Source organism: Bradyrhizobium sp. 170 (assembly GCF_023101085.1).
Classification (GTDB): domain Bacteria; phylum Pseudomonadota; class Alphaproteobacteria; order Rhizobiales; family Xanthobacteraceae; genus Bradyrhizobium.
Genome location: NZ_CP064703.1, coordinates 7,411,715 through 7,436,638, shown reverse-complemented (window position 1 = coordinate 7,436,638; position 24,924 = coordinate 7,411,715). Strand labels below are relative to the sequence as shown.

The following is a 24,924-nucleotide window of genomic DNA, read 5'->3' as shown; positions in this document are numbered from 1 at the left end:
CCGCCGGCCGGGGCGAACCAAAGCGCGCGTCGTAAGAGAGGCAACCATGGCACTCAATCTGACCCCCCCTGACATCAGCGAGCTGAAACCGCGGATTACCGTCTTCGGCGTCGGTGGAGCAGGCGGCAATGCCGTCAATAACATGATCACTGCCGGGTTGCAGGGCGTCGATTTCGTCGTCGCCAACACCGACGCGCAGGCGCTGACCATGTCGAAGGCGCAGCGTATCGTGCAGATGGGCACACAGGTGACGCAGGGCCTCGGCGCGGGGTCCCAGCCTGATGTCGGCGCGGCGGCGGCGCAGGAAGTCATCGACGAACTTCGCGACCACCTCTCGGGCGCCAACATGGTGTTCGTCACCGCCGGCATGGGCGGCGGCACCGGCACGGGTGCTGCCCCCGTCATCGCCAAGACCGCGCGCGAAATGGGCATCCTCACCGTCGGCGTGGTGACCAAGCCGTTCCACTTCGAAGGCATGCGCCGCATGCGCACCGCCGAGTCCGGCATCGCCGAACTGCACAAGGTGGTCGATACGCTCTTGATCATCCCGAACCAGAACCTGTTCCGGGTCGCCAACGAAAAGACCACCTTCGCCGACGCCTTCGCGATGGCCGACCAGGTGCTCTATTCGGGCGTTGCCTGCATCACCGATCTGATGGTCAAGGAAGGCCTGATCAACCTCGACTTCGCCGACGTGAGGGCGGTGATGAAGGAGATGGGCAAGGCGATGATGGGCACCGGTGAAGCCACCGGCGAGAAGCGGGCGCTGACCGCGGCGGAAGCCGCGATCGCCAATCCGCTGATCGACGATAGTTCGATGAAGGGCGCCCGCGGCCTGTTGATCTCGATCACCGGCGGCAAGGACTTGACCCTGTTCGAAGTCGACGAAGCCGCAACCCGGATCCGCGAGGAAGTCGATCAGGACGCCAACATCATCGTTGGCGCCACCTTCGACGAAACGCTCGACGGCATCATCCGCGTGTCCGTCGTCGCCACGGGTATCGAGCAGGCGCAGATCGCGCGCAACGCCGCCGCCGCCCCGGCGGTCGCGGCCACTGCCACTGCCGCCGCCACGTCCTCGCCCGACAACCGTCTGGCCGAACTGACCGCTCGCCTTCGCGCCGACAATGCGCGCCTGGCCGAACGCGCCCAGAAGCTCGAGCCGGCGCCCGCGCCGCAGGCGATGGCTCAGGCGCCGGCCCAGGCCGTCGCGTCGGCGCAACGTCAAGCCAACAATGTCGAGCGCGCGGCGCTGGCTGCGATCGCCGCGGCGGTTGAGACGCCGCAACAGGCGATCCAGCCGGCGTCCTATGGTGACGTCACGGTCCGCCCGATCGCGCAGAAGCCGACTTTGTTCCCGGATCATAACGAGGCCGCCCGCGCCGAGCCCGAGCAGCCTGCGACACCCGAAACCTTCATCCCGCAGGCGGCCGAACGTGCGCCGGCCCGCTCGCCGCGGATGCCGAAATTCGAGGATCTCCCGATGCCGGCGCAGGCCGAAATCCGGCAGGCCCGCGGCGACGGCGAGGAGGAGCATCCGCAGAAGACCCGGCTGTCGCTATTGCAGCGGCTCGCCAATGTCGGCCTCGGCCGCCGCGACGAGGAGACCGAGCCGCCGATCGCGGCCCGCGCCTCCGGGCCTGCGATGGCGCCGCTGCCGCCGCTGCCCGATCGCAAGCCGCAGCGTACCGTCGCCCAGCAAATGGCGACGAATCACGAGCCGGTATCGGAGTACGCAAAACGCCCGGCACCGCAAGGTTTGGACATCCATGGTCGCCCGGCACCTGTTGCGTCGGCGCCACAGGGCGACGACCATCTTGATATCCCGGCCTTCCTCCGACGCCAGGCCAACTGAGGTTTTGTAACAATTGAGGCGAGCCAAGGGGCCCCGGCTGACCCAGCCGGGGCCCTTCTCTTATGCGTGGTGCCGAGTCTCGGCTGACCGCTCAAGCAACTGATTTTAAATGATTAATTATTCATTCCGTGATCAGATATTGCAGATGAAGCGGCCTTCGGCCGTGCCGGAGTTTGGTTAACCCTTGGCGCGATTGCGGCAGAGATAGGGTAACAATCCGTAAAGAAGCGTGAGTTGGCGCGCTTTTGGAAATGGCTATGGTCTGCCGTGACTTGGGGATGCCTAGAACGCGAATCGGCGCTCACGCGCGGTTCCCGTCTTTAGATTAAGTCGGGTAGTGGGCAGTTATCGATGAAATTCAGCCGCCAAACCACGCTTCGGTCGCAAGCCACCGTAACGGGCGTCGGCGTTCATTCCGGTTTACCTGTCAGCCTGACGCTCGGACCTGCCCCTGTGGATGCGGGTTTTATTTTTGTCCGCACCGGCCTCGATGAAGCCGATCGCGAAGTTCCCGCACTCGCGGAATCCGTAACCGCCACCGATCTTGCTACCGTTCTCGGCGACCGCGAAGGCCCGCTGGTTTCCACCGCCGAACATGTGCTCGCTGCCTTGCGCGGCATGGGCGTCGACAACGCCATCATCGAAGTCGACGGTCCCGAAGTTCCGATCATGGACGGCAGCGCGGCAGCCTTTGTCGCCGCCATCGATCAGGCCGGCATCGTCACCCAGTCGGCCTCCCGCCGCTTCATTCAGATCTTGAAGCCGGTGCAGGTCGCGATCGGCGATAGCTTCGGCGAGCTGCGCCCGCATGCGGGCGGGTTCCGCGTCGAGGTCGAGATCGACTTCGCCAATCCCGTGATCGGCCGCCAGAATTTCTCGCTCGATCTCAACCCCGAAAGCTTCCGCCGCGAGATTTCCCGCGCCCGGACTTTTGGCTTCATGAACGACGTCGCGCGGCTCTGGAGCGCCGGTTTTGCGCGCGGCGCCTCTTTTGAGAATACAGTGGTGCTCGATGACGCCCGCCTGCTCAACACCGAAGGGCTGCGCTTCAGCGACGAATGCGCTCGCCACAAGGCGCTGGATGCGGTTGGCGACCTTGCCCTGGCCGGTTTGCCGCTGCTTGGCGCCTACCGCTCGGTGCGTGGCGGCCACAAGCTGAACCACGCCGTACTGACGGCCCTGTTGGCCGATCGCAGCGCCTGGCGGGTGGTCGAGGCTGAACCGGCACGCCGTCCCCGCGGCCATGTCGAGGCCGGCGCGGGCATGGTGGGCGGCTTGATCGCCCCGGCCTATGGTCCGGATGTTTCCTGACTTTCGCTCGCGAAATGTCCCCGGACTTTCGCTTGCGAAATGTCCTGACTTTCGCTTGCGAAATGTACTGACTTCGGCTGCGAAAGGCCGGGCTTTCATGCCGTACAGCCGCGTTTTCCGTAATAACCACAATCGGTAACGCTGCCGTTCAGCCGCCTTAATCCGGGCGAATTGGCTGCGTATTCGGTTGGTTGAGGACCATTTTTCGGCTACAGAGGCTCGCGGTTGCAACGACAAGCGCCACGTGCCCCTGAGGAATTACGCATTGGGCACGGGAAATATGGCTTCCATGACCGCGGTTCATGGACAGGCGGGCTCCAGTCATCAACCGCATCAAAGGCGTCAGGTCACAGATTCAATGTCGGCACAGCGTATGACGCTTGAACCACGCAAATCACTACGGTCGCTGCGGCTGGCGGCGGGCCTGATTGCGCTCGCCATTCCCTTGAGCGGATGCGGCAGCGCATCGCTGTGGGACAAGTTCACCGCCAAGGACGACACTTTCAACGAGGAACCGGCGGACAAGCTCTACAATGAGGGCTTGTACCTGATGAACCAGCGCAAGGATAACAAGGCGGCGTCGAAGAAATTCGAGGAAGTCGACCGCCAGCATCCCTATTCCGACTGGGCGCGCAAATCGCTGCTGATGTCGGCCTATTCCTTCTACAATGCCGGCGACTACGACAGCTGCATCGGTGCCGCCACCCGTTACGTCACGCTGCATCCCGGCAGTACCGATGCGGCCTACGCGCAATACCTGATCGCGGCTTCGCATTACGACCAGATCCCGGACATTTCCCGCGACCAGGGCCGCACCGAAAAGGCGATCGCGGCGCTGGAAGAGGTGATTCGCAAATACCCGACCTCGGAATATGCCAACTCCGCCAAGGCCAAGCTCGAAGGCGCGCGCGACCAGCTCGCCGGCAAGGAAATGGACGTCGGCCGCTACTATATGGAAAAGCGCGACTACACCGCCGCCATCAACCGCTTCAAGACGGTCGTCACCCGCTACCAGACCACGCGGCATGTCGAGGAGGCGCTGGCGCGGCTGACCGAGGGCTATATGGCGATCGGCATCGTCGGCGAGGCGCAGACGGCGGCGGCCGTACTTGGGCACAACTTTCCTGACAGCCGCTGGTACAAGGACGCCTATAATCTTGTAAAGTCCGGCGGTCTCGAGCCGAGCGAGAACAAAGGTTCCTATATTTCCAGGGCCTTCAAGAAATTGGGTCTCGGTTCCTTGACCAATATGGGTCGCGGCTAGGAATTTACTTCGCATGCTGGCGCGTCTGTCGATCCGTGACATCGTCCTGATCGAACGGCTCGATATCGAATTCTCCCGTGGCCTCGCGGTGCTGACCGGCGAGACCGGCGCGGGAAAATCCATCCTGCTCGATGCCTTCGCGCTGGCGCTCGGCGGCCGCGGCGATTCGGGCCTGGTCCGCCATGGCGCGGAGCAGGGCCAGGTGACGGCCACCTTCGATGTCCCCAGGGACCATCCGGCGGCAAAGATCCTGTCCGAGAACGGCCTCGACGATACCGGCGAAATGATTCTGCGCCGCGTGCAGCTCGCCGACGGCCGCACCCGCGCCTTCATCAACGACCAGTCGATCAGCGTGCAGACCCTGAAGGCCGTTGGCGCGGCGCTGGTCGAAATCCACGGCCAGCATGACGAGCGCGCCCTGGTCGATGCCTCGACGCACCGGCAGTTGCTCGATGCTTTCGCCGGGCTGGAGAAAGAGGTCTCGGCACTGGAAACGCTGTGGGAGGCGCGGCGCACCGCGAACGCGGCGCTCGACACGCATCGCGCCAGCATGGAACGCGCCGCGCGCGAGGCGGACTATCTGCGCCACGCGGCCGACGAACTCAAAGCCCTGAAGCCGAAGGACGGCGAGGAGACGGCGCTCGCCGGACGCCGCACCATCATGATGCAGGGCGAGAAGATCGCAAGCGACCTTCGCGAGGCGCAGGAGGCGGTCGGCGGCCCCCATTCGCCGGTGCCGGCGCTGGCCGCCGCGGTACGCCGCCTCGAACGCCGTGCCGCCAATTCGCCCGCCCTCGTCGAACCGGCGGTGAGGGCGATCGATATCGCGATCAACGCGCTGGAAGAGGCCGACCAGCATCTCAGCGCAGCTCTGATCGCGGCCGATTTCGATCCCGCCGAGCTGGAGCGCATCGAGGAGCGGTTGTTTGCGCTGCGCGCCGCCTCGCGCAAATATTCGACGCCGGTCGACGGGCTGGCGGCGCTCGCCGCCAAATTCGTCTCCGACGTCGCGCTGATCGATGCCGGCGCGGATCAGTTGAAGAAGCTGGAAGCCGCCGCGGCCGAGGCCGACCAGCGCTACGGCGCGGCAGCGACGAAGCTGTCTGCGGCCCGCAACAAGTCCGCCGAGAAGCTCAACAAGGCGGTGAATGCTGAGCTCGCGCCGCTAAAACTCGAACGCGCAAAATTCACGACGCAGGTCGAGACCGACGCGAAGTCGCCGGGGCCGCAGGGCATCGACCGCGTCGAGTTCTGGGTGCAGACCAATCCCGGCACCAAGCCGGGCCCGCTGATGAAGGTCGCCTCCGGTGGCGAGCTGTCGCGGTTCCTGCTGGCGCTCAAGGTGGTGCTGTCCGACCGCGGCTCGGCGCCTACGCTGGTGTTCGACGAAATCGATACCGGTGTCGGCGGCGCGGTGGCGGATGCGATCGGCGCGCGGCTGTCGCGGCTGGCCGGCCAGGTCCAGGTGATGGCGGTGACGCATGCGCCGCAGGTCGCCGCCCGCGCCAGTACGCACCTGCTCATTTCCAAGGACGCGCTCGACAAGGGCAAGCGCGTCGCCACCCGCGTCAACGCGCTCGCCGCCGACCACCGCCGCGAGGAAATCGCCCGCATGCTGGCGGGTGCCGAGATCACGGCGGAAGCGCGGGCGGCGGCGGAGCGGCTGCTCCGCGCGGCGACGGCGTAACGGCGGCGCGGCGCCATGGCGGTGAAAGCAAAGAAAGCGCTGGTTGACGTCGAGAAGCTCACCAAGGCCCAGGCCAAGGTCGAGCACATGCGCCTGGCGCTCGAGATCGAAGCCCACAACGAGCGCTATTACCAGAAAGACGCCCCGACCGTTTCGGATGCGGCCTATGACGCGCTGCGCCAGCGGCTGGTGGCCATTGAGATAAAGTTTCCCGATCTCGTCACCACGGATTCGCCCACGCAGAAGGTTGGCGCTGCGCCTGCGCGCGGCTTTGCGAAAGTGCAGCATGCCGTTCCGATGCTGTCGCTCGGCAATGCCTTCAGCGATGAGGACGTCACGGAGTTCGTCGATCGCATCCGGCGGTTTCTCAAGCTCGATGCCGACCATATTCCGGCACTTGTTGCCGAACCGAAGATCGACGGCCTGTCGCTATCGCTGCGCTACGAAAACGGGGAACTGGTCCGCGCCGCGACGCGCGGCGACGGCTTTACCGGCGAAGACGTCACCGCCAACGTCCGTACCATCAAGGATATTCCGCACAACCTGAAGGGCCGCAACATTCCCGCGGCCTGCGAAATGCGCGGCGAAGTCTACATGCTCAAGAAGGACTTTCTCGAGCTGAACAAGAAGCAGGCGGAAGCCGAAGACACCGTGTTTGCCAATCCGCGCAATTCGGCGGCGGGCTCGCTGCGCCAGAAGGACGTTTCGATCACCGCCTCGCGGCCGCTGAAATTCTTCGCCTATACCTGGGGCGAGATGAGCGAGCGCCCGGCCGATACCCAGCACGGCATGCTGGAGTGGATGGACAGGGCCGGTTTCGTCGTCAATCCGCGGACCAAGCTTTGCAAGGATGTCGACGCCGTCCTGGAATTCTACAACAAGATCGGCGAAGAGCGCGCCTCGCTCGGCTTTGACATCGACGGCGTGGTCTACAAGGTTGACCGGCTCGACTGGCAGGATCGCCTGGGTTTTGTTTCGCGCAGCCCGCGCTGGGCGATTGCGCATAAGTTCGCGGCCGAGCAGGCGACCACGATCCTCAATGGCATCGATATCCAGGTCGGCCGCACCGGTGCGCTGACGCCGGTGGCGCGATTGGAGCCGGTCACCGTCGGCGGCGTCGTTGTGTCGAACGCGACCCTGCATAATGAGGATTACATCAAGGGTATCGGCAACGACGGCAATCCGATTCGTGACGGCGTCGATCTTCGCGTCGGCGACACGGTTGTCGTCCAGCGCGCCGGCGACGTGATCCCGCAGGTCGTCAGCGTCATTATGGACAAGCGGCCGAAGAGCGCGAAGCCTTACAAGTTTCCGGAGACATGCCCGGTTTGCGGCAGTCATGCGGTGCGCGAGGAAGACGAGGCGGTGCGCCGCTGCACCGGCGCGCTGATCTGCCCGGCGCAGGCGGTGGAGCGGCTCAAGCATTTCGTTTCGCGGCTGGCGTTCGATATCGACGGCCTCGGCGACAAGCAGATCCAGGAATTCTACGAGGACGGTCTTGTGATGTCGCCGGTCGACATCTTCACGCTGCAGAAGCGCGACACCCGTTCGGCCAGCAAGCTGATGGCACGCGAGGGCTATGGCGAAACCTCGGTGCGCAATCTTTTCAATGCGATCGACGCCCGCCGCAGCATTGACCTGCACCGCCTGATCTTCGCGCTCGGTATCCGCCACGTCGGCGAGGGCAATGCCAAGCTGCTGGCGCGGCATTACCGCACGATCGAGAATTTTCGCGAGGCGATGCTGGCCGCCGCCAAGGGGACGAAGGACGAAGAGAATACGACCGAGGCCTATCAGGACCTCAACAATATCGGCGGCATCGGCGAGATCGTCGCCGATGCGGTGGTCGAGTTCTTCGCCGAACCGCGCAATGTGAAGGCGCTCGGCGAACTCCTGCGCGAGATCGAGGTAAAACCGGCCGAACAGCCGCGCAAGAGTTCGCCGGTGTCGGACAAGACCGTGGTGTTCACGGGCTCGCTGACCAAGTTCACACGCGACGAAGCCAAGGCAATGGCGGAGCGTCTTGGCGCCAAGGTTGCTGGATCGGTGTCGAAGAAGACGGACTATGTGGTTGCCGGCGAAGACGCCGGGTCCAAGCTGACGAAGGCGCGCGAGCTCGGCGTGGCCGTGCTGACGGAAGACGAGTGGTTGAAGCTGATCGGGGAGTGAGTGGCGTTCTCGTCATTGCCTGCGACAAACGCGAAGCGTTTGCGCAGGTGTGGTATCATCGTAATTTGTGGTCCCATTTTCGTGAATGATTTCCCGTGCAATCGATGAAGAGATATCCGTGGCATTAGATCGTGTTTCGTCGGCGCTAGGTGCCGCCGGAATTCCAGCGGAGGTATTGAGCGCTCCAGAAAAGAGAGCGCTTGTGGTCAGGTTGCAAGAGCGGCTCGGTGTTGACGTGAGAGCACATGCGCCTTGGGACCATAAAACCGCACCTGACGGGCAGCTAAGACCGGACGGTTGGGAAATAATTCCAGCGTATGTTGGGGCCAGGACCTGCTTGATGTTCTTGGATGGTGCGGACATCGTTTGGAAGTTTAGCAGCGGTCCTGATCTGCTGTGCGTCTTGAATGAATGTCCGGCGCTTGAATTTTATGTTTGTGACCAAGATGCGAGCTACCTCCTATGCAGCAATCACCATGACTTCATTATTGGTTGGGGCGCTGCCAGGCCGTGGGTGGAACGCCTTGGTTCTAGCTAGAAGGACGCGTGGCTCGTTTCGAATAAAATCACAAGGGTTCGATCGTCAGTTGAATTCGAGGCGCTGATATGTCTCCCACGATCGGAAGGGTGAGACCACACGTCCCCTGCGGTCGATGCGTCCCCATTGTCCGCCCTCGTACCAGCTGCGCTCGCCTTCAGCGACAGTGCGGTCATAGACAATAGTGCAAGACGTGCAGACAACGGCAACTCCATCCTTGAATGGATAGGCGCCGTCATACGTCGCCGGGATCACGAGATTGAGTTTGCGGTCGATGTATCCAATCTTGCCGCCGACCGGCGATCGCGCGAGACCGTCCTCGAAATAGTCCGGGCCGTTGTCCATTGTTTTAACCGGCACTGGGATGACGCCACGTCGAACGTAGAACCATTGGGCGTTCCGTTTGTCAGTCTCAACGAACAACAAGACGGAAGCCAGCCCATCACGGTCATATCGAAGTCGAGCCAAATAGGATCGCTTCAAGCGCGGCCGCCCGTCGGGGCCGGTTGCCGCACACTGCTTGAAAGTGCGCTCGGGCTCCCAGCAATCAAAGACCACAGGCGCAACCGTGTCCTGATCTTTTGCTATGACCGGCTTGGACGAGAGTGCAAGCAGAGCGCCCAGCACAACAATCTTGAGAAAATCAGGCATGAGGCACGCTCGTCGCAGGGCTGGCTCTATCCGGCCGTCATTGCGAGCAAAGCAATCCATTGCGGCATAAAGAAAGTGATGGATTGATTTGCCTGGCTCGCAACGACGAAATGACGTCGTCGGGTGCGACCAATTGGCACGACGGGCAAATCACCAAAAGTCTGTCCAGCCCCTTATGCAAAAATATTTCGCTTAACGCTCAGGCCAAATCAGTCGCATAACACCGCCCGTCTCACGGCGGATGAGGGGCGTTGGCCATCGTCACGAACGTGCGGTGAGATGCGATGGACGCGAGAGCTGCGACTGACGTGTGTGGCTTGAGCGTACGGCGAAGTCGTGTGGTCCTGATGTCGCGGTGCTGGCATTAAGTTGCGCGGGTTTATTTCCTGCGTGGCGACGGTGGCAAAAGAGCCGTTCACCGGGGAGAGCTCGATATAAGCCGTAAAGCCATTGCGCAGGGAAGGCCGGAGTGTTTCCGCTGAACCTGTATGCTCATGTGCGTTTTTGCCAAGTGCGCTTTGCACATGGGACCGCGGGTGCAGCGTTCACCCGGTCTTCCCTGCGCCCTCTGACAAAGAGGGCAGGAAGTTCTCCAGCAAACCTCGGGCGAACGCGCCGCGAGAACGCGAAGCTGTATCCACCGTCATTGCGAGCGCAGCGAAGCAATCCATTGTCACCTCATGCACGGAAAGATGGATTGCTTCGCTACGCTCGCAATGACGGTATCGGCAATTTGGGGCCCTCACAACATCCCGCTCTCTTCCTCCTCCGCCTTCTTGATCAATTCCTCGCTGACCACGACCGTTGGCCGCGGTACCAGAAAGAACATCGCCGACGCGCAGGCGATCGAGAGGGCGAAGATCGCGGCCGTCAACGGCAGTGTGGTGGTGGAGTGGCCGCCGAGATAGGCGCCGAATTGCGAGACCAGCGCGCCGATGCCCTGCTGCAGAAAGCCCATCGCGCCCGCCGCGGTGCCGGCGGCCTCGGGCCGCACGCTGATGGCGCCGGCCGAGGCATTGTTCATCACGAACGCGTTGGCGACCATCACGATCATCTGGGTGCCGAACAGCCAGAGCGGCGCCTGGTTGGTCCCGGCGATGCTCAGGAGAAGATTCAGCAGCGCGCCGCCGAACTGCAGCGCCAGCCCGAACCAGATCAGCTTCTCCAGCGAATGGCGCGGCGCGAAGCGGACGCAGAACAGGTTGCCGACCAGATACGCAAATCCGGTGGTCGCGAACCATGCGCCATATTCGGCGGTGGTTCGGCCCATCTGCGTCACCACGATGTAAGGCCCGCCGCCGGCAAAGGTGAAGATGATCTGCGAAGCCAGCACCTGGCACAGCACATAGCCGAGAAAGGCGCGGTCGCGCATCAGCTTGCCGACATCGCCGCGGAAGCTGCTGCTCACGCCGCGGTCGCGCCGCGTCTCGGGCAGCGCAACGGCGATCAGCACGGCAACACCGAGTGAAGCCGCGGTGATGGAATAGAAGATCGCGCGCCAGCCGAACGCGGTCTCCAGCAGGCCGCCGGCGAGGGCGCTCAGCATCTGCGCCACCATCATCACCCCGATGACGAGGCTGATCATGGAGCTGATGCGGTCGCGGCTGTAGAGATCACGGACGATGGCGCGGCTCACCACCATGCCGGTGGCGCCGCCGAGCGCCTGCAGGAACCGCGCGGCGATCAACTGCGGCAGCGTCTGCGCCAGCGAGCAACCGATGCTGGCTGCCACCATCAGGGCAAGGCCCGCGAGCAGCACCGGACGACGGCCGAACTTGTCCGACAGCGGCCCCATGATGAGCTGCGAGCAGGCGATGCCGACCATGAACAGCGACACCGTCATCTGTGCGATCGAGATGTCGCTGCCGAACGTCGTCGCCAGCACGGGCAGCGCCGGCACCAGCATGTAAAGCGAGATCGGCGCGACGCCGGTCATCGCGACCAGCATCAGCAGCATGATTTTCGATGTCGCGACGGCATTATTGTTCGCCGCCGCGCCGGGCGGCTTGCCCACGACGCCGTGCATTCAGTCCGATCCCGCTGGTTGAAGATTCTGTTGGTTGAATCAGACCATAGCGCGATGGCTCATGGCGGATACGGATGTTTCAGCATGCGGCCATGCCGAATTCGGGAGGCGGGGAGCTCACGTTCCGTCGCGCGAAACAAACTCCCCTGTCATCATCCGCGAAGGCGGGTGATCCAGTATTCCAGAGACGTTAGTGATGAATGGATAGGCCGCGGCGTACTGGATCCCCGCCTTCGCGGGGATGACGAGCGGCGGGGCAGCAACGATTAAAGCGGCAGCATCGCTGCCGTCGCGTCATCCAGCCATAGTTTCGTGGCGTTGTCGTCGAGATGCGGGCGCACCGCGCGGTTGACGCGCTCGTGGTAATCGTTCAGCCATTTCAGTTCCGTCGCGCTCAGCATATTCACGTCGATGAGGCGGCGGTCGATCGGCGCCAGCGTCAGCGTCTCGAAGGCGTTCACCGGCTTCTCGGCGCCGGCGACGTCAGTGCCGATGACGAGTTCGAGGTTCTCGATCCGGATGCCGTAGGCGTCGGTCTTGTAATAGCCGGGCTCGTTGGAAAGGATCATGCCGCGCTTCAGCGGCGTGGTGCCGAGTTTTGAAATGCGCGCCGGGCCTTCATGTACCGAGAGGTAGCTGCCGACGCCATGGCCGGTGCCGTGCTCGAAATCGAGGCCGGCCTGCCACAAAAATTGCCGTGCAAAGGAGTCGAGCTGTGCGCCGGTGGTGCCGTCGGGAAAGATCGCGCGCGCGATCGCGATGTGCCCGCGCAGCACGCGGGTAAAGCGGTCGCGCATTTCGTCGGTGGGCTTGCCGATCGCGATCGTGCGGGTGACGTCGGTGGTGCCGTCTTCATATTGCGCGCCGGAATCGATCAGCAGGAGGTCGCCGGGCGCAATCCGCCGGTTGCTCTTGCGGGTGACGCGGTAATGCACGATGGCGCCGTTCGGTCCGGTGCCCGCGATCGTGGGAAACGAAACATCCTTCAGCGCGCAGGTCTGGCGCCGAAAAGTTTCCAGCGCCTCGACGGTGTCGATCTCCGTCAGCGCGCCGGAGGGCGCCTCGCGGTCGATCCAGGCGAGGAAACGTGTCAGCGCCACCGCGTCGCGCCTGTGCGCGGTCCGCGTGCCCTCGATCTCGGTGATGTTCTTCACCGCCTTCAACAGGCTCACCGGATCGTTGCCGCGCACCGGCTTTCCCCCGGCGCCTGCGATCAGGCGGCTCAACGCGTCCGCGGCGGTGGCGCTGTCGAGGGCGATCGCGGCGCCGCTGCGCGCGAGCTCGGTCAGATCAGGCACCAGCGCGTCGGGCTCCCGGACATCGGCGGATTGTTCGAGATGGTCGCGTGTCAGGTTCGACAGCTTGCGGTGGTCAATGAAGACGGTGGGGCGGCCGTCCTTCGGCACCAGCGCGTAGGACAAGGGCAGCGGCGTGTGCGAGACGTCGGCACCGCGGACGTTGAAGGTCCAGGCCACCGCGTGACTATCAGATAGCACCAGCGCCTCGACGCCGAGCTTGCTCATCTCGAGCCGGATCCGCTTGAGTTTTTCGGCTTCGATCTCGCCGGAAAATTGCGTGCCATGAACGGCGACGGGGCCGAGCGGCGGGGCCGGGCGCTCATGCCACACCGAATCCACCGGATTGCTGTCCACCGCGATCAATTCGGCGCCGGCCTTGGCGCAAGCGGCGGCCAGACGCTCGGTTGCCGCCGAAGTGTGCAGCCACGGATCAAAACCGAGGCGGTCACCGGCCACGAGATGCTTGGTCAGCCAGTGTTCCGGCGGCGGATCGGCCAGCGGCTCGATGTGCCAGGCCTTGCGGTCGACCTGCTTGGCGGCCTGCAGCGTATAGCGGCCATCGACGAAAAGGGCGGCCTCGCGCGTCAGGACAACAGCCATACCGGCCGAGCCGGTGAAGCCGGTGAGCCAGGACAGCCGCTCTTCGGAGGCCGCGACATACTCGTTTTGCTGCTGATCGGCGCGGGGAATCACGAATCCGGTCAGCTTCCGGCGCGCCAGTTCCTCGCGGAAGGTACCCAGCCGCGCGGTCAGCGCGATGCCGCTCTCGGGTTCTTCGAATGTCTGGAAATGGGCTTCGAACATCGCCTTGTCACTTTAGAGTTGGGTGGAGCGGTCCGCAATGCGGCCGGCATGGCCACAATTTGGCATAATCCGTGCTTCAATATATCCGTCCGCGTTAGTCGGATCGAACGGTTTTGCGGGTGCAGGCTGTTCGGCTCAGGATATCCGGGAGGCTCCAGGAGTGTTTCAACTCAACGAAGAGGGGATACACCATGCCTGCTTTCACGTTTGAGAAGATTTCGCCACCGGCCGACCGCGGCCCGGTCCCGCCGGTCGCCAACAAGAAACAGCGCGGCGTCATCGTCCAGATCCTCGACCGGTTCGCGGAAGCGCGCGTCAAACGTACGTTGAAGGAAGAAAAGGACGGAGTCGCCCGCAACCGGCACACATCGCAGGATTAGAGAGTTTCAGTTCACCTTGCGCAGCAACAGGCTGCTCCAGCCGTCGATGCGAAGGTGCCGCACCGGCACCAGCCCACGGGCGCGATAGGCAGCGATGACGCCGGGCGCCTGGTGCGTCAGCAGGCCCGACAGAATGACCAAGGCCGATGGCGCCAGATGCCGCGCCATCGGCCCTGCCAGCTGCCGCAACGGATTGGCGAGAATATTCGCCAGCACCAGATCGAATGGCGCGGCGGCTACGAATTGCGGGGCCGCGAAGCCGGTAGCGCGGATCGCCTGCACCAGATGCCCTGACACGTTCAGCCGCGCGTTCTCGCGGGCGACCTGCACCGAGGGCGGATCGATATCGCTGGCCAGTATCTTTTCATGCAGCGCCCTGGCGGCGGCGATCGCCAGCACGCCGGTGCCGGTGCCGAGATCGAGCACGCGGCGCGGGCGCCAGGCTTTCAGGACATGATCGAGCAGCAGCAGGCAGCCGCGCGTGGTGCCATGGTGGCCGGTGCCGAATGCCAGCGCCGCCTCGATTTCGATGCCGAGCTTGTTGGCCGCGATCCTCTCGCGGTCATGCTGGCCGTGAATCACGAAACGTCCGGCGGGCACAGGGACGAGGTCTTCGAGGCTGGCCTTGACCCAATCCTTGGCCTCGACCGTGTCGAAGGCGATGCCCTCTGCGGCTTCTGCACCGGCTGCATTGGCAACGAGTTCGCGCACCAGCGACTGATCAGGCGGCTCGGCAAAATGCACCGTGACGTCCCATCGGCCATCCGGCCGTTCGAACGCGGCGACCGCGGCCTGGCCTTCAAAAAAAACTTCGGTCAGGGCATCGACCACGCCTTTGGCCGCGTGCTCGTCACCGATTGCAAAGCTGACACGGTACGTAGGGGCGATAGAAGTCATTGAAGGACCTGGAGAAAAGCGGGAAGACTCGTTTGGGGGAAGTAGCGCTTCATTCAAATTTGAGCAAATTTCATGTCGTACTACTCGGAAAAGTTGAGTGGTGGCCGTTAGGACAGCCTTAGATTCATTTCCGTAGGTTCCCCGATAGGAACTGCAGGGGAAACCTGTGTTCCGAGAACATAAACCCCAGGTCGGAACCAGCCATGAAATCGATCATTAAGTCATTCTTTAAGGACGAATCAGGAGCCACGGCCATCGAGTATGGCCTGATCGCAGCGGGTATCGCGATTGCGATCATCACCGCCGTGAACGGTCTCGGCACCCAGCTGTCGACGAACTTCGTTACGATCTCGAACTCGCTGAAGTAATCGCCCATTTCGGGGGCATTTCGGGGCCGGCGCGCCAAAACGCCGGCCCCGTCCTTTTTTGGGGCGGGATTTGCGCACGCAATCTCCACTGACTATCCACAGCCGAGCAGGGCATTTGCCAACCGGCTATCCGCGAAAGCATCCCGATGCTTTCCACAGGCGCTGCGGCGAGGTTTCCACAACCGCCACGGCCGGTTTTCGATACCCAATGCACAGGCTTTTCCCCGTCGTTATCCACCGGCCTTACACACATTGTCCCAGCCAGCCGCATGCTGGAGCCGGATCGGCGGGGAGCTGGTTAAGATCCGGTTTACGCCGCCGCTGCGTACACCCGCGATTCACCGCAGCCCCAGACGCCTCCCTCCAACCGACCAGATGGAACCGCACATTAAGTTGCCACGCCTAGAGCGGGATGGGTCTAGTTTGAATCGATTGAGGATTCCCAAATCGGAAGGCTTCTGATTCAACATGCTGGCTGGGAAGGAGGCCAGCATGGATGGGAAAACCCTATTCGAACGACCTTCGTGAGCGGGTGGTGAAGGCTGTCATCAAAGGCGGCCTGTCGAGGCATCAGGCGGCCGCCCAATTTGGGGTGGGCATCAGCACGGCGATCAACTGGGTACAGCGCTTCCACGAGACCGGCAGCGTCAAGCCGGACCAGATCGGCGGCTATAGGCCAAAGAAGATTGCGGGGCCGCACCGCGAATGGCTGATGCAACGGTGCCGGAAGGATTTTACCGTGCGCGGGCTGGTGGCCGAACTCGCTGTGCGTGGGCTCAAGGTCGATTACCGCACGATGTGGGAGTTCCTCCACGCTGAGAAGCTCAGTTACAAAAAAAGACGCTGATTGCCGCCGAGCAGGATCGTCCCGATGTTGCCCGTCGGCGGATGCAGTGGACCAAGTATCAGAATCGGATCGATCCCACTCGGCTGGTGTTCATCGACGAGACCTGGACCAAAACCAATATGGCGCCGCTACGGGGCTGGGCGCCGCGTGGTCAACGTCTCAAAGCCAAGGTGCCGCACGGCCGCTGGCACACCATGACCTTCATGGCCGCTTTGCGCCACGATCGCATCACCGCTCCCTGGTTCATCGAGGGGCCAATCAACGGCGAAGCCTTCCTTCTCTACATCGAGAAGGTTTTGGTTCCGACCCTGCGGCCCGGCGACATCGTGGTCATGGACAATCTTGGCTCGCACAAGGCCCGCGCCGTGCGTCGCGCCATCCGTGCCGCCGGCGCAAGACTCTTCTACCTGCCGAAATACTCGCCAGATCTCAACCCAATCGAGCAGTTCTTTGCCAAGTTCAAACACTGGCTGCGCAAAGCCGCGCAGCGAACCACCGAGGCCGTCTACGATGCTATCGCTCCAATCCTCGACACCGTATCACCGGCCGAATGCGCCAATTACTTCGCCAACGCCGGTTATGACCAAACCTAGACTCATCACGCTCTAGGAACGGGGCACGCTGAAAACAGCGAAAAACAACAGGGGGAATTCAACGTGAAGAAAATTACTGTAGTTATTGCCTTGATGTGCGCCCTGAGCGCGTATGTGAGCTATCCGTCGGCCACCGTGTCCGGCGGCGCGACGCCTTCGCTGGCGCTGTCGATGCAGGAATCGCGTTCGCTTCCGGTCGAAGCCTACGACGCCGTTTGATTTGAAAATTTGATCGTTTCACAAGGCGCGACGCCGATCCCGGTGTCGCGCCTTGTGCGTTCTATCGGCCTATCCGAAAAGCGCGCGGTGATCGCCCAGGATGGTCCTCGCGGCGTTGTGGCCGGGGGCGCCGGTGACGCCGCCGCCGGGATGGGCGCCCGAGCCGCAATGATAGAGGCCCTTCAGCGGCCCGCGATAATCGGCATGGCCCAGCATCGGCCGCGCCGAGAACAATTGATTGAGCGTCAAGGCGCCATGGAAGATGTCGCCGCCGAGCAGGCCGAACTGCCGCTCGAGGTCGAGCGGCGACAGCACCTGACGGCCGATCACGCTTGTCCCAAAGCCCGGCGCGAATTTATCCACCGTCGCGATCATGAGGTCGGCGACCTCCTCGCGATGGTCGTCCCATGACTTTCCGTCCGGCAATTCCGGTGCGACATGCTGGCAGAACAGGCTCGCGACATGTTGGCCCTCTGGCGCAAGCGAATCGTCCAGCGTCGAGGGGATCAGCACTTCCACCACCGGCTCACGGCTCCAGCCATGGCTGCGCGCATCCTGCCAGGCGCGGTCCATGTAGCCGAGGCTGGGCGCGAGGATGATGCCGGCGGTGAGATGATCGCCGGCGCCGGGCAATGCAGTGAAAGAGGGCAGGGCGTTCAGCGCGACATTCATCCGGAAGGTGCCGGAGCCGTTGCGCCAGCGCGAGATCCGTTCGAGGAATTCCGGCGCCAGCGCGCCCGACGGCACGAGCCGCGTATACAGCAATTTCGGATTGACGCCGGAGACGACGTATTTCGCGCGGATGGCCTCGCCATTGTCGAGGATGACGCCCGCGGCGCGGCCGCCCTCGACGATCACCTCGCGCACGCCGGCTTCCGTTTCGATCTCGGCGCCATGCCCGCGCGCCGCGCGCGCCATCGCTAGCGTGATCGCGCCCATGCCGCCGATCGCATGGCCCCACACGCCCTTCTTGCCGTTCACCTCGCCGAACGCATGGTGCAGCATGACGTAGGCCGAGCCCGCCGCGTAGGGGCTGGCGTAATTGCCGACGATGGCGTCGAAGCCGAACAGCGCCTTCACCAGGTCGTTCTCGAAACGCTCGTCCAGCATCTCGCCGGCCGAGCGCGTGAACAGGTCGAGCAGATTGCGCTGCTGTTCAAGCGATAGCTTGCGCAGGATGCCGGCCGTGCCGATGGCGTTGAAGGCTTCGCGGATCGCGCCGATCCCAAAGCCCTCGACGATGTTCGGCGGCGCGCGCAGCACGAATTGCCGCAGCACGTCGGCGATGGCCTCCAGTTCGCGCGAGAAGGCATCAATCGTGGCCGCATCGCGCTCGCTGAGTTTTGCTACCGATTGGTGGGTGCGGCCCTCGCCGGTCAGCAGATAGCTGCCGTCGGGCGCGGGCAGGAAATTCTGCGCGCGGCGCTCGACGATGCGCAGGCCATGATTGGCGAGTTTCAGGTCGGCAACGATCTGCGGATTGAGCAGGCTGACCGTATAGGCGGCCACCGAGTTGCGGAAGCCGGGGTGGAATTCCTCGGTCACGGCGGCGCCGCCGACCGCCTTGCGGCGCTCGACCACTTTTACGCGCAGGCCGGCCATCGCGAGATAGGCCGCGCAGGTGAGGCCGTTATGCCCCGCCCCAATGATGACAACGTCCGTCTCGTTCATGCCAGCTTCAGCTTCAAGAAGGTTTGATCGGGATGGGCGCGGCGCGCCCTATCCGTGCTTTCTTATCCCGCATTGCTCGCCGTGTCGCCCTATGCTCCATTGCGCCCCGCCGGCGGCCCTGCCGGGCATCCCGCCACCGGCGCCCGCCGGTTTCCAGCCGGAGTTTTGATGATTTCTCCCGATCCGTCCGTTTCAGCGGACCAGCCTTCCGAAAGCCGGAACCGGCTGGTCCTGGTCGTCTACACCGCCGCGATCTTCGTCAGCGCGCTGCTGCTGTTTTCGGTGCAGCCCTTGTTCACCAAAATGGTGCTGCCGCGGCTCGGCGGCTCGCCGGCGGTGTGGTCGGTGGCGATGGTGTTCTTCCAGTCGCTGCTGCTCGGCGGCTATGCCTATGCGCATTTTCTGATGCAGCTCCGCAACCGCGCGATTCCCGTGGCGATCCATCTGGTGCTGCTCGCTTGTGCGATGCTGACGCTGCCGTTGTCGATCTCAAGCGGGTGGGGCGATCCGCCGAATTCAGGCTATGCACTCTGGCTGCTCGGCCTGTTTGCGGTGTCGATCGGGCTGCCGTTCTTCGCGCTCGCGGCCAACAATCCGCTGCTGCAGGCCTGGTTCGTCCGTACCGGCCACCCCAACGGCCCCGACCCTTATTTCCTCTATGCTTCCTCGAACATCGGCAGCTTCCTGGCGCTGTTGTCCTATCCGGTGCTGCTCGAGCCGATGTTCACGCTGCGCACGCAAAACCTGATCTGGACCGGCGGCTATGGCCTCTTGATCGTGCTGATCGCAACCTGCGGCGTCTTGCTGCTGCGCTCGCCGGCGAATGCGGCAAAGTTGAACATGCCGGACGACGATAGCGACGCGCCGGCGCCATCGTGGATTCTGCGCGCCCGCTGGATATTCCTTGCCGCCGTACCGTCGGGGCTGCTGATCGCGGTGACCGCGCATATTTCCACCGACGTTGCCGCCGCGCCGCTGCTGTGGGTGCTGCCGCTGTCGCTCTATCTCCTGACTTGGGTGCTGGTGTTCCAGTCGCGGCCATTGCTGCCGCACAAATGGATGCTGCTGGCGCAACCGCTGGCAATTGCGGGTGTCGTGGTGCTGCTTGCGTTTGGCGGCGAACAGAACCTGCTGCTGACGCTTGGTGGCCATCAGCTGTGTTTCTTCGTGATCGCGATGGCCTGCCACGGCGAACTGGCGCGCACCCGCCCGGCGGCGAAGTATCTCACCGGCTTCTACGTCGCGCTGTCGTTCGGAGGCATGGTCGGCGGCTTGTTCGCCGGCCTGATCGCGCCGTTCACCTTCTCATGGGTCGCGGAATATCCGATCCTGCTGGCGCTCGCGGCGCTGTGCCGTCCGACCGGCAACGAGCGGCTGCCGCGCTGGAGCCACTGGTACTGGCCGTTCCTTGCGGTGCTGGCGGTGGCGCTGATCGCACCGACCTGGTCGACCGGAAAACTGTTCACTTGGCTCGACCCTAACAGGGTCTGGGTGATCGGCGCGGTCGGCGTGCTCTCGGCACTGCTGGCGCTTGCGCTCAACGCCAACCGCTGGAAGATATTTGCGACCGTCGCGGTGGCGCTGGTGCTGCTGCGCGCTTACCCCTCCGACGAGGGACGGGTGGAGACCGTGCGCAGCTTCTTCGGCGTCCACAAGATCGTGGTGACGTCGAACGGCCAGTATCACGTGCTGATGCACGGCACCACGATTCACGGCGCCGAGAAATTCAAGAACGACGACGGCACGCCGGTCACCGGCCAGCCGGAGCCGATCACCTATTATCACAAGGACGGCGGCATCGGTCAGGCGATCGCGGCGATCCGCGAGCGTAAAGCGGCGCCGCTGCGGGTTGCCGTGATCGGGCTCGGCTCCGGCACGCTGGTCTGCGCCTCCGAGCCCGGCGAGGAGTGGAAGTTCTTCGAGATCGACCAGTCGATGGTCGATACCGCGCGCGACCCGAAATATTTCACCTACATCCACGTTTGCGAGCCGAACCTGGAGCCCGTGATCGGCGATGCGCGGCTGACCTTCGCGCGTGAGCCCGATGGCGTCTACGATCTGATCATCGTCGACGCCTATTCGTCGGATGCGATTCCGATTCATCTGGCGACCGAAGAGGCGATGGAAATCTACAAGGCCAAGCTGGCGCCGCAGGGGGCCGTGGTGATGCACGTCTCCAACCGGCATCTGGAACTGTCGAGCGTCGTCGTCGGAATCGCCGACGCCAACGACTTGAAGAGCTGGGTCTACAATGAGGATTCCGGCCGCGACAATGAATACATCTTCTCGACCTCGGTCGTGGTCTCGGCGCGCGAAGAGGCCGACGTCGGCAAGCTGGCGTCGTCGGATAAATGGGCACTGACCGAGGCCGAGGATCACCAGCGCGTCTGGACCGACGATTACTCCAACGTGCTGGGCGCGGTATGGCGGCGGCTCAGGAACGGCGAAGAGTAGAAGAGTAGACGGGTTGCGGTCGGGCAAGGCGCGCCTATGATTGAGTACGCCCCAACGAAGGAAAACCCGTCATGGCCAATTTCACTCCCGTGTCGGCCGCGATCGGCGGCATGCTGATCGGGCTTTCCGCCGTCCTGCTGATGTTGTCGACCGGCCGGATCGCCGGCATCAGCGGCATCTTCAGTGGCCTGCTGAATTTGCGCGGCGAGGACAAGGGCTGGCGCATCGCCTTCATCGCCGGGCTCATTCTCGCGCCCGTCATCGCCGGCCTGATCGGTTACGGAATGGCGCAGCCCAAGCTGCCATCGAGTTGGGCCGTCATTATCGCAGCAGGACTGCTGGTCGGGTTCGGCACCCGGCTTGGCGGCGGTTGCACCTCCGGTCACGGCATCTGCGGAATAGCACGGCTGTCGCCGCGCTCCATCGCCGCCACCATCGTCTTCATGGTGACGGCGGTCGTTACGGTGGCGGTCACGCACCACGTGTTGGGAGGTTGAGCCATGTGGATCATTGCCCCCTTGATTTGCGGCCTGATCTTCGGCGCGGGCCTGCTGATTTCAGGCATGGTGCAGCCGACAAAGGTTTTGGGTTTTCTGGATATCTTCGGCGCGTGGGATCCGACCCTTGCCGTGGTGATGGCCGCGGCGCTCGCAGTGTCGGTGCCCGGCTTCAGGCTGGCTGATCGCAATGCGCAGCCGTGGTTTGCCGGGCAATATTTTCGGCCGGGCAAATCGGGAATCGATCTGCCGCTGGTCGCGGGCGCCGCGCTGTTCGGAATCGGGTGGGGTCTTGTCGGGTTATGCCCCGGGCCGGCACTGGAGAGCCTGGCGACGCTGTCGCCGGGGGTCATCGTCTTCGTGGTCGCGATGGTCGCCGGCATGGTGGCTCACGATGCCTGGCAACAGTCGCGGCTGACGGCGCAACGCGAACGTCTGCTGGAGAGCGCGGCGGACGGCTGAAATGACGGCTCGCGGACGTCCTGAACTCGCCGGCTAATCCTGATAGCTGAACAGGCCGCGCTGCTGATAAGTCTGGCGCGGTTGATAGTAGTAGCCCTGTGGCGCCGGCACATAGCCGCGGTTGCCGTAGTATTGCTGCTGCGGCTGCTGCTGATAGGCTTGGGTGTCGTAGACGCGGCGGCCCGGTGCGGGATAGCGCGCTTCATTGGAAGAGCCGTCGGCGGGATAGATGTAGCCATCGTCGGCCCGCGCCTGCGGCGCCACGCGCTGCTGTGGCGGCGTGATCACGACGGGATCGCCGGCGGAGTCATATTGCTGCTCATATTGCGGCAGCGGCGCGCGGCGGGCGACGGCGGTGTTGGCGCGCGGCCGCGGATTGCGCGCCAGTGCGACCTGGGACGAGCCGCTCAGCGTCACCGTGGTGTTGAGCACGCCTTGGTCCTTGACCAGCGCAAAGAGCTTTGCGGCATTCTCGCGCGACAGCCGCACGCAGCCATGCGACGCGGGAGAGCCGAGGCGGTTGACCGAGTCCGTGCCGTGGATGGCATGGCCGATCTTCGTGAAGAAGATCGAGTGCGGCATCGGCGCCTCGTCGAATTCCTTGGAGTAGTGGTCCTCCTCCATGCGAAAGGCGCGGAAGCTGCCGTTCGGCGTCTCGTAGGAGGGAATGCCTGACGATACCGGCCACGTGTAACGCTCGACGCCGTCGACGGCGACGGTCATCTGCTGGTTATCCTTGTCGACGGTGATGGCGACTTTGGCTTGGGCTGTGCCGGAGGCAAACAGCGTCAGGGCGGTGACAGCAACGAGGAAGGAACGCATTTTACTTTTGGCCTCCGCCTCTGTACTAAAGCTGCCGGCTCTCCGTCCCCCAGCACCCAATATGCCCGGAAACCGGCACTGGTTCCAGTGGCCTGCGCCGCAATCGTTAACGCCGCCCGCGGCGCAAACAAGGCGGCAGGACGGCGCAATCGGATGCGGCGCTGACTTTTTCGCGAGCAGCGTCTCAGCGGGCCGTAGCCCGGATGGAGCGAAGCGAAATCCGGGGGCCGCTGCCAATGATTGAACAGGTGTCCCGGATTGCGCTTCGCTCCATCCGGGCTACGAGTCTGGCGTCAATTCTTCAGCCGGTAGCCGGTCCGGAAAATCCACCACACCAGGGCCATGCAGATGGCGAGGAAGCCGAGCGTCATGCCGAGGCTTAAGCCCACGCTGACGTCGGCGATCTCGTAAAAGCTCCAGCGGAAGCCCGAGATCAGATAGACCACGGGATTGAGCAGCGTGATCGTCCGCCAGCCTGAGGGCAGCATGTTCACCGAATAGAAGCTGCCGCCGAGGAAGGTCAGCGGCGTCACCACCAGCATCGGGATCATCTGCAGCTTCTCGAATCCGTCGGCCCAGATGCCGATGATGAAGCCGAACAGGCTGAACGTCACCGCCGTCAGCACCAGGAAGGTCAGCATCCACCAGGGATGCATGATGTGCAGCGGCACGAACAGCGACGCGGTAGCGAGAATGATCAGGCCGAGGATGATGGATTTGGTCGCGGCCGCGCCGACATAGCCGATCACGATCTCGTAATAGGAAATCGGCGCCGACAATATTTCGTAGATGGTGCCGACGAATTTCGGAAAATAGATTCCAAACGAGGCGTTGGCGATGCTTTGCGTCAAGACCGACAGCATCACCAGCCCCGGCACGATGAAGGTGCCGTAGCTGACGCCCTCGACCTCGGTGATGCGCGAGCCGATCGCGGCGCCGAACACCACGAAATAAAGCGAGGTGGAAACCACCGGCGAGACGATGCTCTGCAGCAGCGTGCGCCAGGTGCGGGCCATTTCGAACAGATAGATGGCGCGGATCGCACGGTAATTCATGGCGCCCTCACCAGGTTGACGAAGATGTCTTCGAGGGAAGATTGGCGGGTATCGAGGTCCGAGATGCGAATGCCGGCACTGCGGAGGTCATTGAGCAGGCTGGTGATGCCCGTGCGGTCGCCCTTGGTGTCGTAGTCGTAGATCACCGCGTGGCCATCGTCCGACAGTTCGAGATTGTAGGCGGCGAGCGAAGCGGGGATCACCTCTAACCTGCCTTGCAGATGCACCTTCAACTCTTTCTTGCCGAGCTTCTGCATCAGCCCGGCCTTGTCCTCGACCAGGATGATCTCGCCCTTGTTGATGACGCCGATGCGGTCGGCCATCTCCTCGGCTTCCTCGATGTAGTGCGTGGTCAGGATGATGGTGACGCCGGAGGCCTGCAGGGTGCGCACCACTTCCCACATGCCCTTGCGCAATTCGACGTCGACGCCTGCGGTCGGTTCGTCCAGGAACAGTATCTGCGGCTCGTGCGACAGCGCCTTCGCGATCATTACGCGGCGCTTCATGCCGCCGGAGAGCGTGATGATCCTGGAATCCTTCTTGTCCCACAGCGACAGGTCCTTCAGGACCTTTTCGATGTGCGCTGGATTCTTGGGCTTGCCGAACAGGCCGCGGCTGAAGCTGACAGTCGCCCATACGGTTTCAAAGGAGTCGGTGTGCAGTTCCTGCGGCACCAGCCCGATCAGCGAGCGCGCGGCGCGATAATCCCGGTTGATGTCATGGCCGTCCACCGTAACGCTGCCCTCGCTCAGATTGGCGATACCGCAGATGATGCTGATCAGCGTGGTCTTGCCCGCGCCGTTCGGGCCAAGGAGCGCGAAGATTTCGCCGCGCTTGATGTCAAGATTGATACCGTTCAGCGCCTTGAAGCCGGAGCCGTAGGTTTTCGAGAGATTTGAGACGGATATGATGGGTGGCATCGCGAGCATGGCAGTCTGAAATGGATATGGGCGAACGACACAGCGGCGCTTCGGCCGGATCGACGCGGGGAAGGGGTGGGAACCGGGAGATAGGAACGCTGTGCCGCTTATGCAATCGCGTGGGGAAAAATTATCG

At 63.4% G+C, this 24,924-nt stretch carries 20 protein-coding genes; 12 read left to right on the top strand and 8 right to left on the bottom strand.

The window, feature by feature from the left end; all coding sequences use genetic code 11:
• Positions 1-46 precede the first annotated feature (46 nt).
• The 5 genes from ftsZ to ligA all read left to right on the top strand — a co-directional run bounded on the left by ftsZ (position 47) and on the right by ligA (position 8,286).
• Positions 47-1,855: a cell division protein FtsZ gene (gene ftsZ, locus IVB05_RS34655; protein ID WP_247780471.1), complete on the top strand. Its 1,809-nt coding sequence runs from the start codon at positions 47-49 to the stop codon at positions 1,853-1,855.
• Positions 1,856-2,206: 351 nt separating this feature from the next.
• Positions 2,207-3,166 carry a UDP-3-O-acyl-N-acetylglucosamine deacetylase gene (gene lpxC, locus IVB05_RS34650; protein WP_247780470.1) on the top strand — a complete coding sequence of 320 codons (960 nt, stop codon included), beginning with the start codon at positions 2,207-2,209 and terminating at the stop codon, positions 3,164-3,166.
• A gap of 358 nt (positions 3,167-3,524) precedes the next feature.
• A complete protein-coding gene (locus IVB05_RS34645; protein ID WP_247780469.1) occupies positions 3,525-4,430 on the top strand; it encodes an outer membrane protein assembly factor BamD in 906 nt (301 codons plus the stop codon).
• A 13-nt stretch (positions 4,431-4,443) separates the two neighbouring features.
• Positions 4,444-6,117, top strand: a complete 1,674-nt coding sequence (recN, locus tag IVB05_RS34640; protein WP_247780468.1) for a DNA repair protein RecN — start codon at positions 4,444-4,446, stop codon at positions 6,115-6,117.
• 15 nt (positions 6,118-6,132) lie between these two features.
• Positions 6,133-8,286 carry an NAD-dependent DNA ligase LigA gene (gene ligA / locus IVB05_RS34635; protein ID WP_247780467.1) on the top strand — a complete coding sequence of 718 codons (2,154 nt, stop codon included), beginning with the start codon at positions 6,133-6,135 and terminating at the stop codon, positions 8,284-8,286.
• Between the two features lie 583 nt (positions 8,287-8,869).
• On the opposite strand, the gene IVB05_RS34630 is transcribed toward ligA, so the two are convergent.
• The 3 genes from IVB05_RS34630 to IVB05_RS34620 form a co-directional block, all read right to left on the bottom strand.
• Positions 8,870-9,475 (bottom strand): WG repeat-containing protein, encoded by a 606-nt coding sequence (locus IVB05_RS34630; protein WP_247780466.1) that lies wholly within the window; start codon positions 9,473-9,475, stop codon positions 8,870-8,872.
• Positions 9,476-10,217: 742 nt separating this feature from the next.
• Positions 10,218-11,501, bottom strand: coding sequence for a multidrug effflux MFS transporter (locus tag IVB05_RS34625; RefSeq protein WP_247780465.1), 1,284 nt, complete (start codon positions 11,499-11,501; stop codon positions 10,218-10,220).
• A gap of 266 nt (positions 11,502-11,767) precedes the next feature.
• Positions 11,768-13,603 carry an aminopeptidase P family protein gene (locus tag IVB05_RS34620; protein ID WP_247780464.1) on the bottom strand — a complete coding sequence of 612 codons (1,836 nt, stop codon included), beginning with the start codon at positions 13,601-13,603 and terminating at the stop codon, positions 11,768-11,770.
• A gap of 191 nt (positions 13,604-13,794) precedes the next feature.
• Between IVB05_RS34620 and IVB05_RS34615 the strand changes: the two genes are divergently transcribed.
• Complete coding sequence (locus tag IVB05_RS34615) at positions 13,795-13,983, top strand: hypothetical protein (RefSeq protein ID WP_247780463.1); 189 nt, start codon at positions 13,795-13,797, stop codon at positions 13,981-13,983.
• A gap of 6 nt (positions 13,984-13,989) precedes the next feature.
• Here IVB05_RS34615 and IVB05_RS34610 read toward each other — a convergent pair whose 3' ends face one another.
• On the bottom strand, positions 13,990-14,880 hold the full coding sequence (locus tag IVB05_RS34610) for a 50S ribosomal protein L11 methyltransferase (RefSeq protein ID WP_247780462.1): 891 nt from the start codon (positions 14,878-14,880) through the stop codon (positions 13,990-13,992).
• A gap of 203 nt (positions 14,881-15,083) precedes the next feature.
• Here IVB05_RS34610 and IVB05_RS34605 point away from each other — a divergent pair, with 203 nt between their 5' ends.
• The 3 genes from IVB05_RS34605 (at position 15,084) to IVB05_RS34595 (ending at position 16,907) form a co-directional block, all read left to right on the top strand.
• Positions 15,084-15,248, top strand: a complete 165-nt coding sequence (locus IVB05_RS34605) for a Flp family type IVb pilin (protein WP_247780461.1) — start codon at positions 15,084-15,086, stop codon at positions 15,246-15,248.
• A 496-nt stretch (positions 15,249-15,744) separates the two neighbouring features.
• A protein-coding gene (locus IVB05_RS34600; protein ID WP_247777928.1) for an IS630 family transposase occupies positions 15,745-16,688 on the top strand; the annotation gives its coding sequence in 2 pieces (ribosomal slippage) (positions 15,745-16,080 and positions 16,083-16,688; 942 coding nt in all).
• A 63-nt stretch (positions 16,689-16,751) separates the two neighbouring features.
• Positions 16,752-16,907: a hypothetical protein gene (locus IVB05_RS34595; protein WP_247780460.1), complete on the top strand. Its 156-nt coding sequence runs from the start codon at positions 16,752-16,754 to the stop codon at positions 16,905-16,907.
• A 69-nt stretch (positions 16,908-16,976) separates the two neighbouring features.
• On the opposite strand, the gene IVB05_RS34590 is transcribed toward IVB05_RS34595, so the two are convergent.
• Positions 16,977-18,578 (bottom strand): NAD(P)/FAD-dependent oxidoreductase, encoded by a 1,602-nt coding sequence (locus IVB05_RS34590; protein ID WP_247780459.1) that lies wholly within the window; start codon positions 18,576-18,578, stop codon positions 16,977-16,979.
• Positions 18,579-18,746: 168 nt separating this feature from the next.
• On the opposite strand from IVB05_RS34590, the gene IVB05_RS34585 reads away from it, so the two are divergent.
• The 3 genes from IVB05_RS34585 (at position 18,747) to IVB05_RS34575 (ending at position 21,991) form a co-directional block, all read left to right on the top strand.
• On the top strand, positions 18,747-21,032 hold the full coding sequence (locus IVB05_RS34585; protein WP_247780458.1) for a fused MFS/spermidine synthase: 2,286 nt from the start codon (positions 18,747-18,749) through the stop codon (positions 21,030-21,032).
• Positions 21,033-21,103: 71 nt separating this feature from the next.
• On the top strand, positions 21,104-21,529 hold the full coding sequence (locus IVB05_RS34580) for a YeeE/YedE thiosulfate transporter family protein (protein ID WP_247780457.1): 426 nt from the start codon (positions 21,104-21,106) through the stop codon (positions 21,527-21,529).
• Positions 21,530-21,532: 3 nt separating this feature from the next.
• Entirely contained in the window at positions 21,533-21,991 is a 459-nt protein-coding gene (locus IVB05_RS34575; RefSeq protein WP_247780456.1) for a DUF6691 family protein, read from the top strand.
• Between the two features lie 33 nt (positions 21,992-22,024).
• On the opposite strand, the gene IVB05_RS34570 is transcribed toward IVB05_RS34575, so the two are convergent.
• The 3 genes from IVB05_RS34570 to IVB05_RS34560 form a co-directional block, all read right to left on the bottom strand.
• A complete protein-coding gene (locus tag IVB05_RS34570) occupies positions 22,025-22,813 on the bottom strand; it encodes a L,D-transpeptidase family protein (RefSeq protein ID WP_247780455.1) in 789 nt (262 codons plus the stop codon).
• A gap of 293 nt (positions 22,814-23,106) precedes the next feature.
• Positions 23,107-23,868, bottom strand: coding sequence for an ABC transporter permease (locus tag IVB05_RS34565; protein WP_247780454.1), 762 nt, complete (start codon positions 23,866-23,868; stop codon positions 23,107-23,109).
• Entirely contained in the window at positions 23,865-24,788 is a 924-nt protein-coding gene (locus IVB05_RS34560) for an ABC transporter ATP-binding protein (protein ID WP_247787232.1), read from the bottom strand. Before IVB05_RS34560 ends, IVB05_RS34565 begins: the two co-directional genes overlap by 4 nt.
• Positions 24,789-24,924 lie beyond the last annotated feature (136 nt).

Excerpts from the sequence above, each read along its gene's own strand:
- ftsZ (WP_247780471.1), top strand. The coding sequence starts at position 47 with ATGGCACTCAATCTGACCCCCCCTGACATCAGCGAGCTGAAACCGCGG.
- lpxC (WP_247780470.1), top strand. The coding sequence starts at position 2,207 with ATGAAATTCAGCCGCCAAACCACGCTTCGGTCGCAAGCCACCGTAACG.
- IVB05_RS34645 (WP_247780469.1), top strand. The coding sequence starts at position 3,525 with ATGTCGGCACAGCGTATGACGCTTGAACCACGCAAATCACTACGGTCG.
- recN (WP_247780468.1), top strand. The coding sequence starts at position 4,444 with ATGCTGGCGCGTCTGTCGATCCGTGACATCGTCCTGATCGAACGGCTC.
- ligA (WP_247780467.1), top strand. The coding sequence starts at position 6,133 with ATGGCGGTGAAAGCAAAGAAAGCGCTGGTTGACGTCGAGAAGCTCACC.
- IVB05_RS34630 (WP_247780466.1), bottom strand. The coding sequence starts at position 9,475 with ATGCCTGATTTTCTCAAGATTGTTGTGCTGGGCGCTCTGCTTGCACTC.
- IVB05_RS34625 (WP_247780465.1), bottom strand. The coding sequence starts at position 11,501 with ATGCACGGCGTCGTGGGCAAGCCGCCCGGCGCGGCGGCGAACAATAAT.
- IVB05_RS34620 (WP_247780464.1), bottom strand. The coding sequence starts at position 13,603 with ATGTTCGAAGCCCATTTCCAGACATTCGAAGAACCCGAGAGCGGCATC.
- IVB05_RS34615 (WP_247780463.1), top strand. The coding sequence starts at position 13,795 with ATGCCTGCTTTCACGTTTGAGAAGATTTCGCCACCGGCCGACCGCGGC.
- IVB05_RS34610 (WP_247780462.1), bottom strand. The coding sequence starts at position 14,880 with ATGACTTCTATCGCCCCTACGTACCGTGTCAGCTTTGCAATCGGTGAC.
- IVB05_RS34605 (WP_247780461.1), top strand. The coding sequence starts at position 15,084 with ATGAAATCGATCATTAAGTCATTCTTTAAGGACGAATCAGGAGCCACG.
- IVB05_RS34590 (WP_247780459.1), bottom strand. The coding sequence starts at position 18,578 with ATGAACGAGACGGACGTTGTCATCATTGGGGCGGGGCATAACGGCCTC.
- IVB05_RS34585 (WP_247780458.1), top strand. The coding sequence starts at position 18,747 with ATGATTTCTCCCGATCCGTCCGTTTCAGCGGACCAGCCTTCCGAAAGC.
- IVB05_RS34580 (WP_247780457.1), top strand. The coding sequence starts at position 21,104 with ATGGCCAATTTCACTCCCGTGTCGGCCGCGATCGGCGGCATGCTGATC.
- IVB05_RS34575 (WP_247780456.1), top strand. The coding sequence starts at position 21,533 with ATGTGGATCATTGCCCCCTTGATTTGCGGCCTGATCTTCGGCGCGGGC.
- IVB05_RS34570 (WP_247780455.1), bottom strand. The coding sequence starts at position 22,813 with ATGCGTTCCTTCCTCGTTGCTGTCACCGCCCTGACGCTGTTTGCCTCC.
- IVB05_RS34565 (WP_247780454.1), bottom strand. The coding sequence starts at position 23,868 with ATGAATTACCGTGCGATCCGCGCCATCTATCTGTTCGAAATGGCCCGC.
- IVB05_RS34560 (WP_247787232.1), bottom strand. The coding sequence starts at position 24,788 with ATGCCACCCATCATATCCGTCTCAAATCTCTCGAAAACCTACGGCTCC.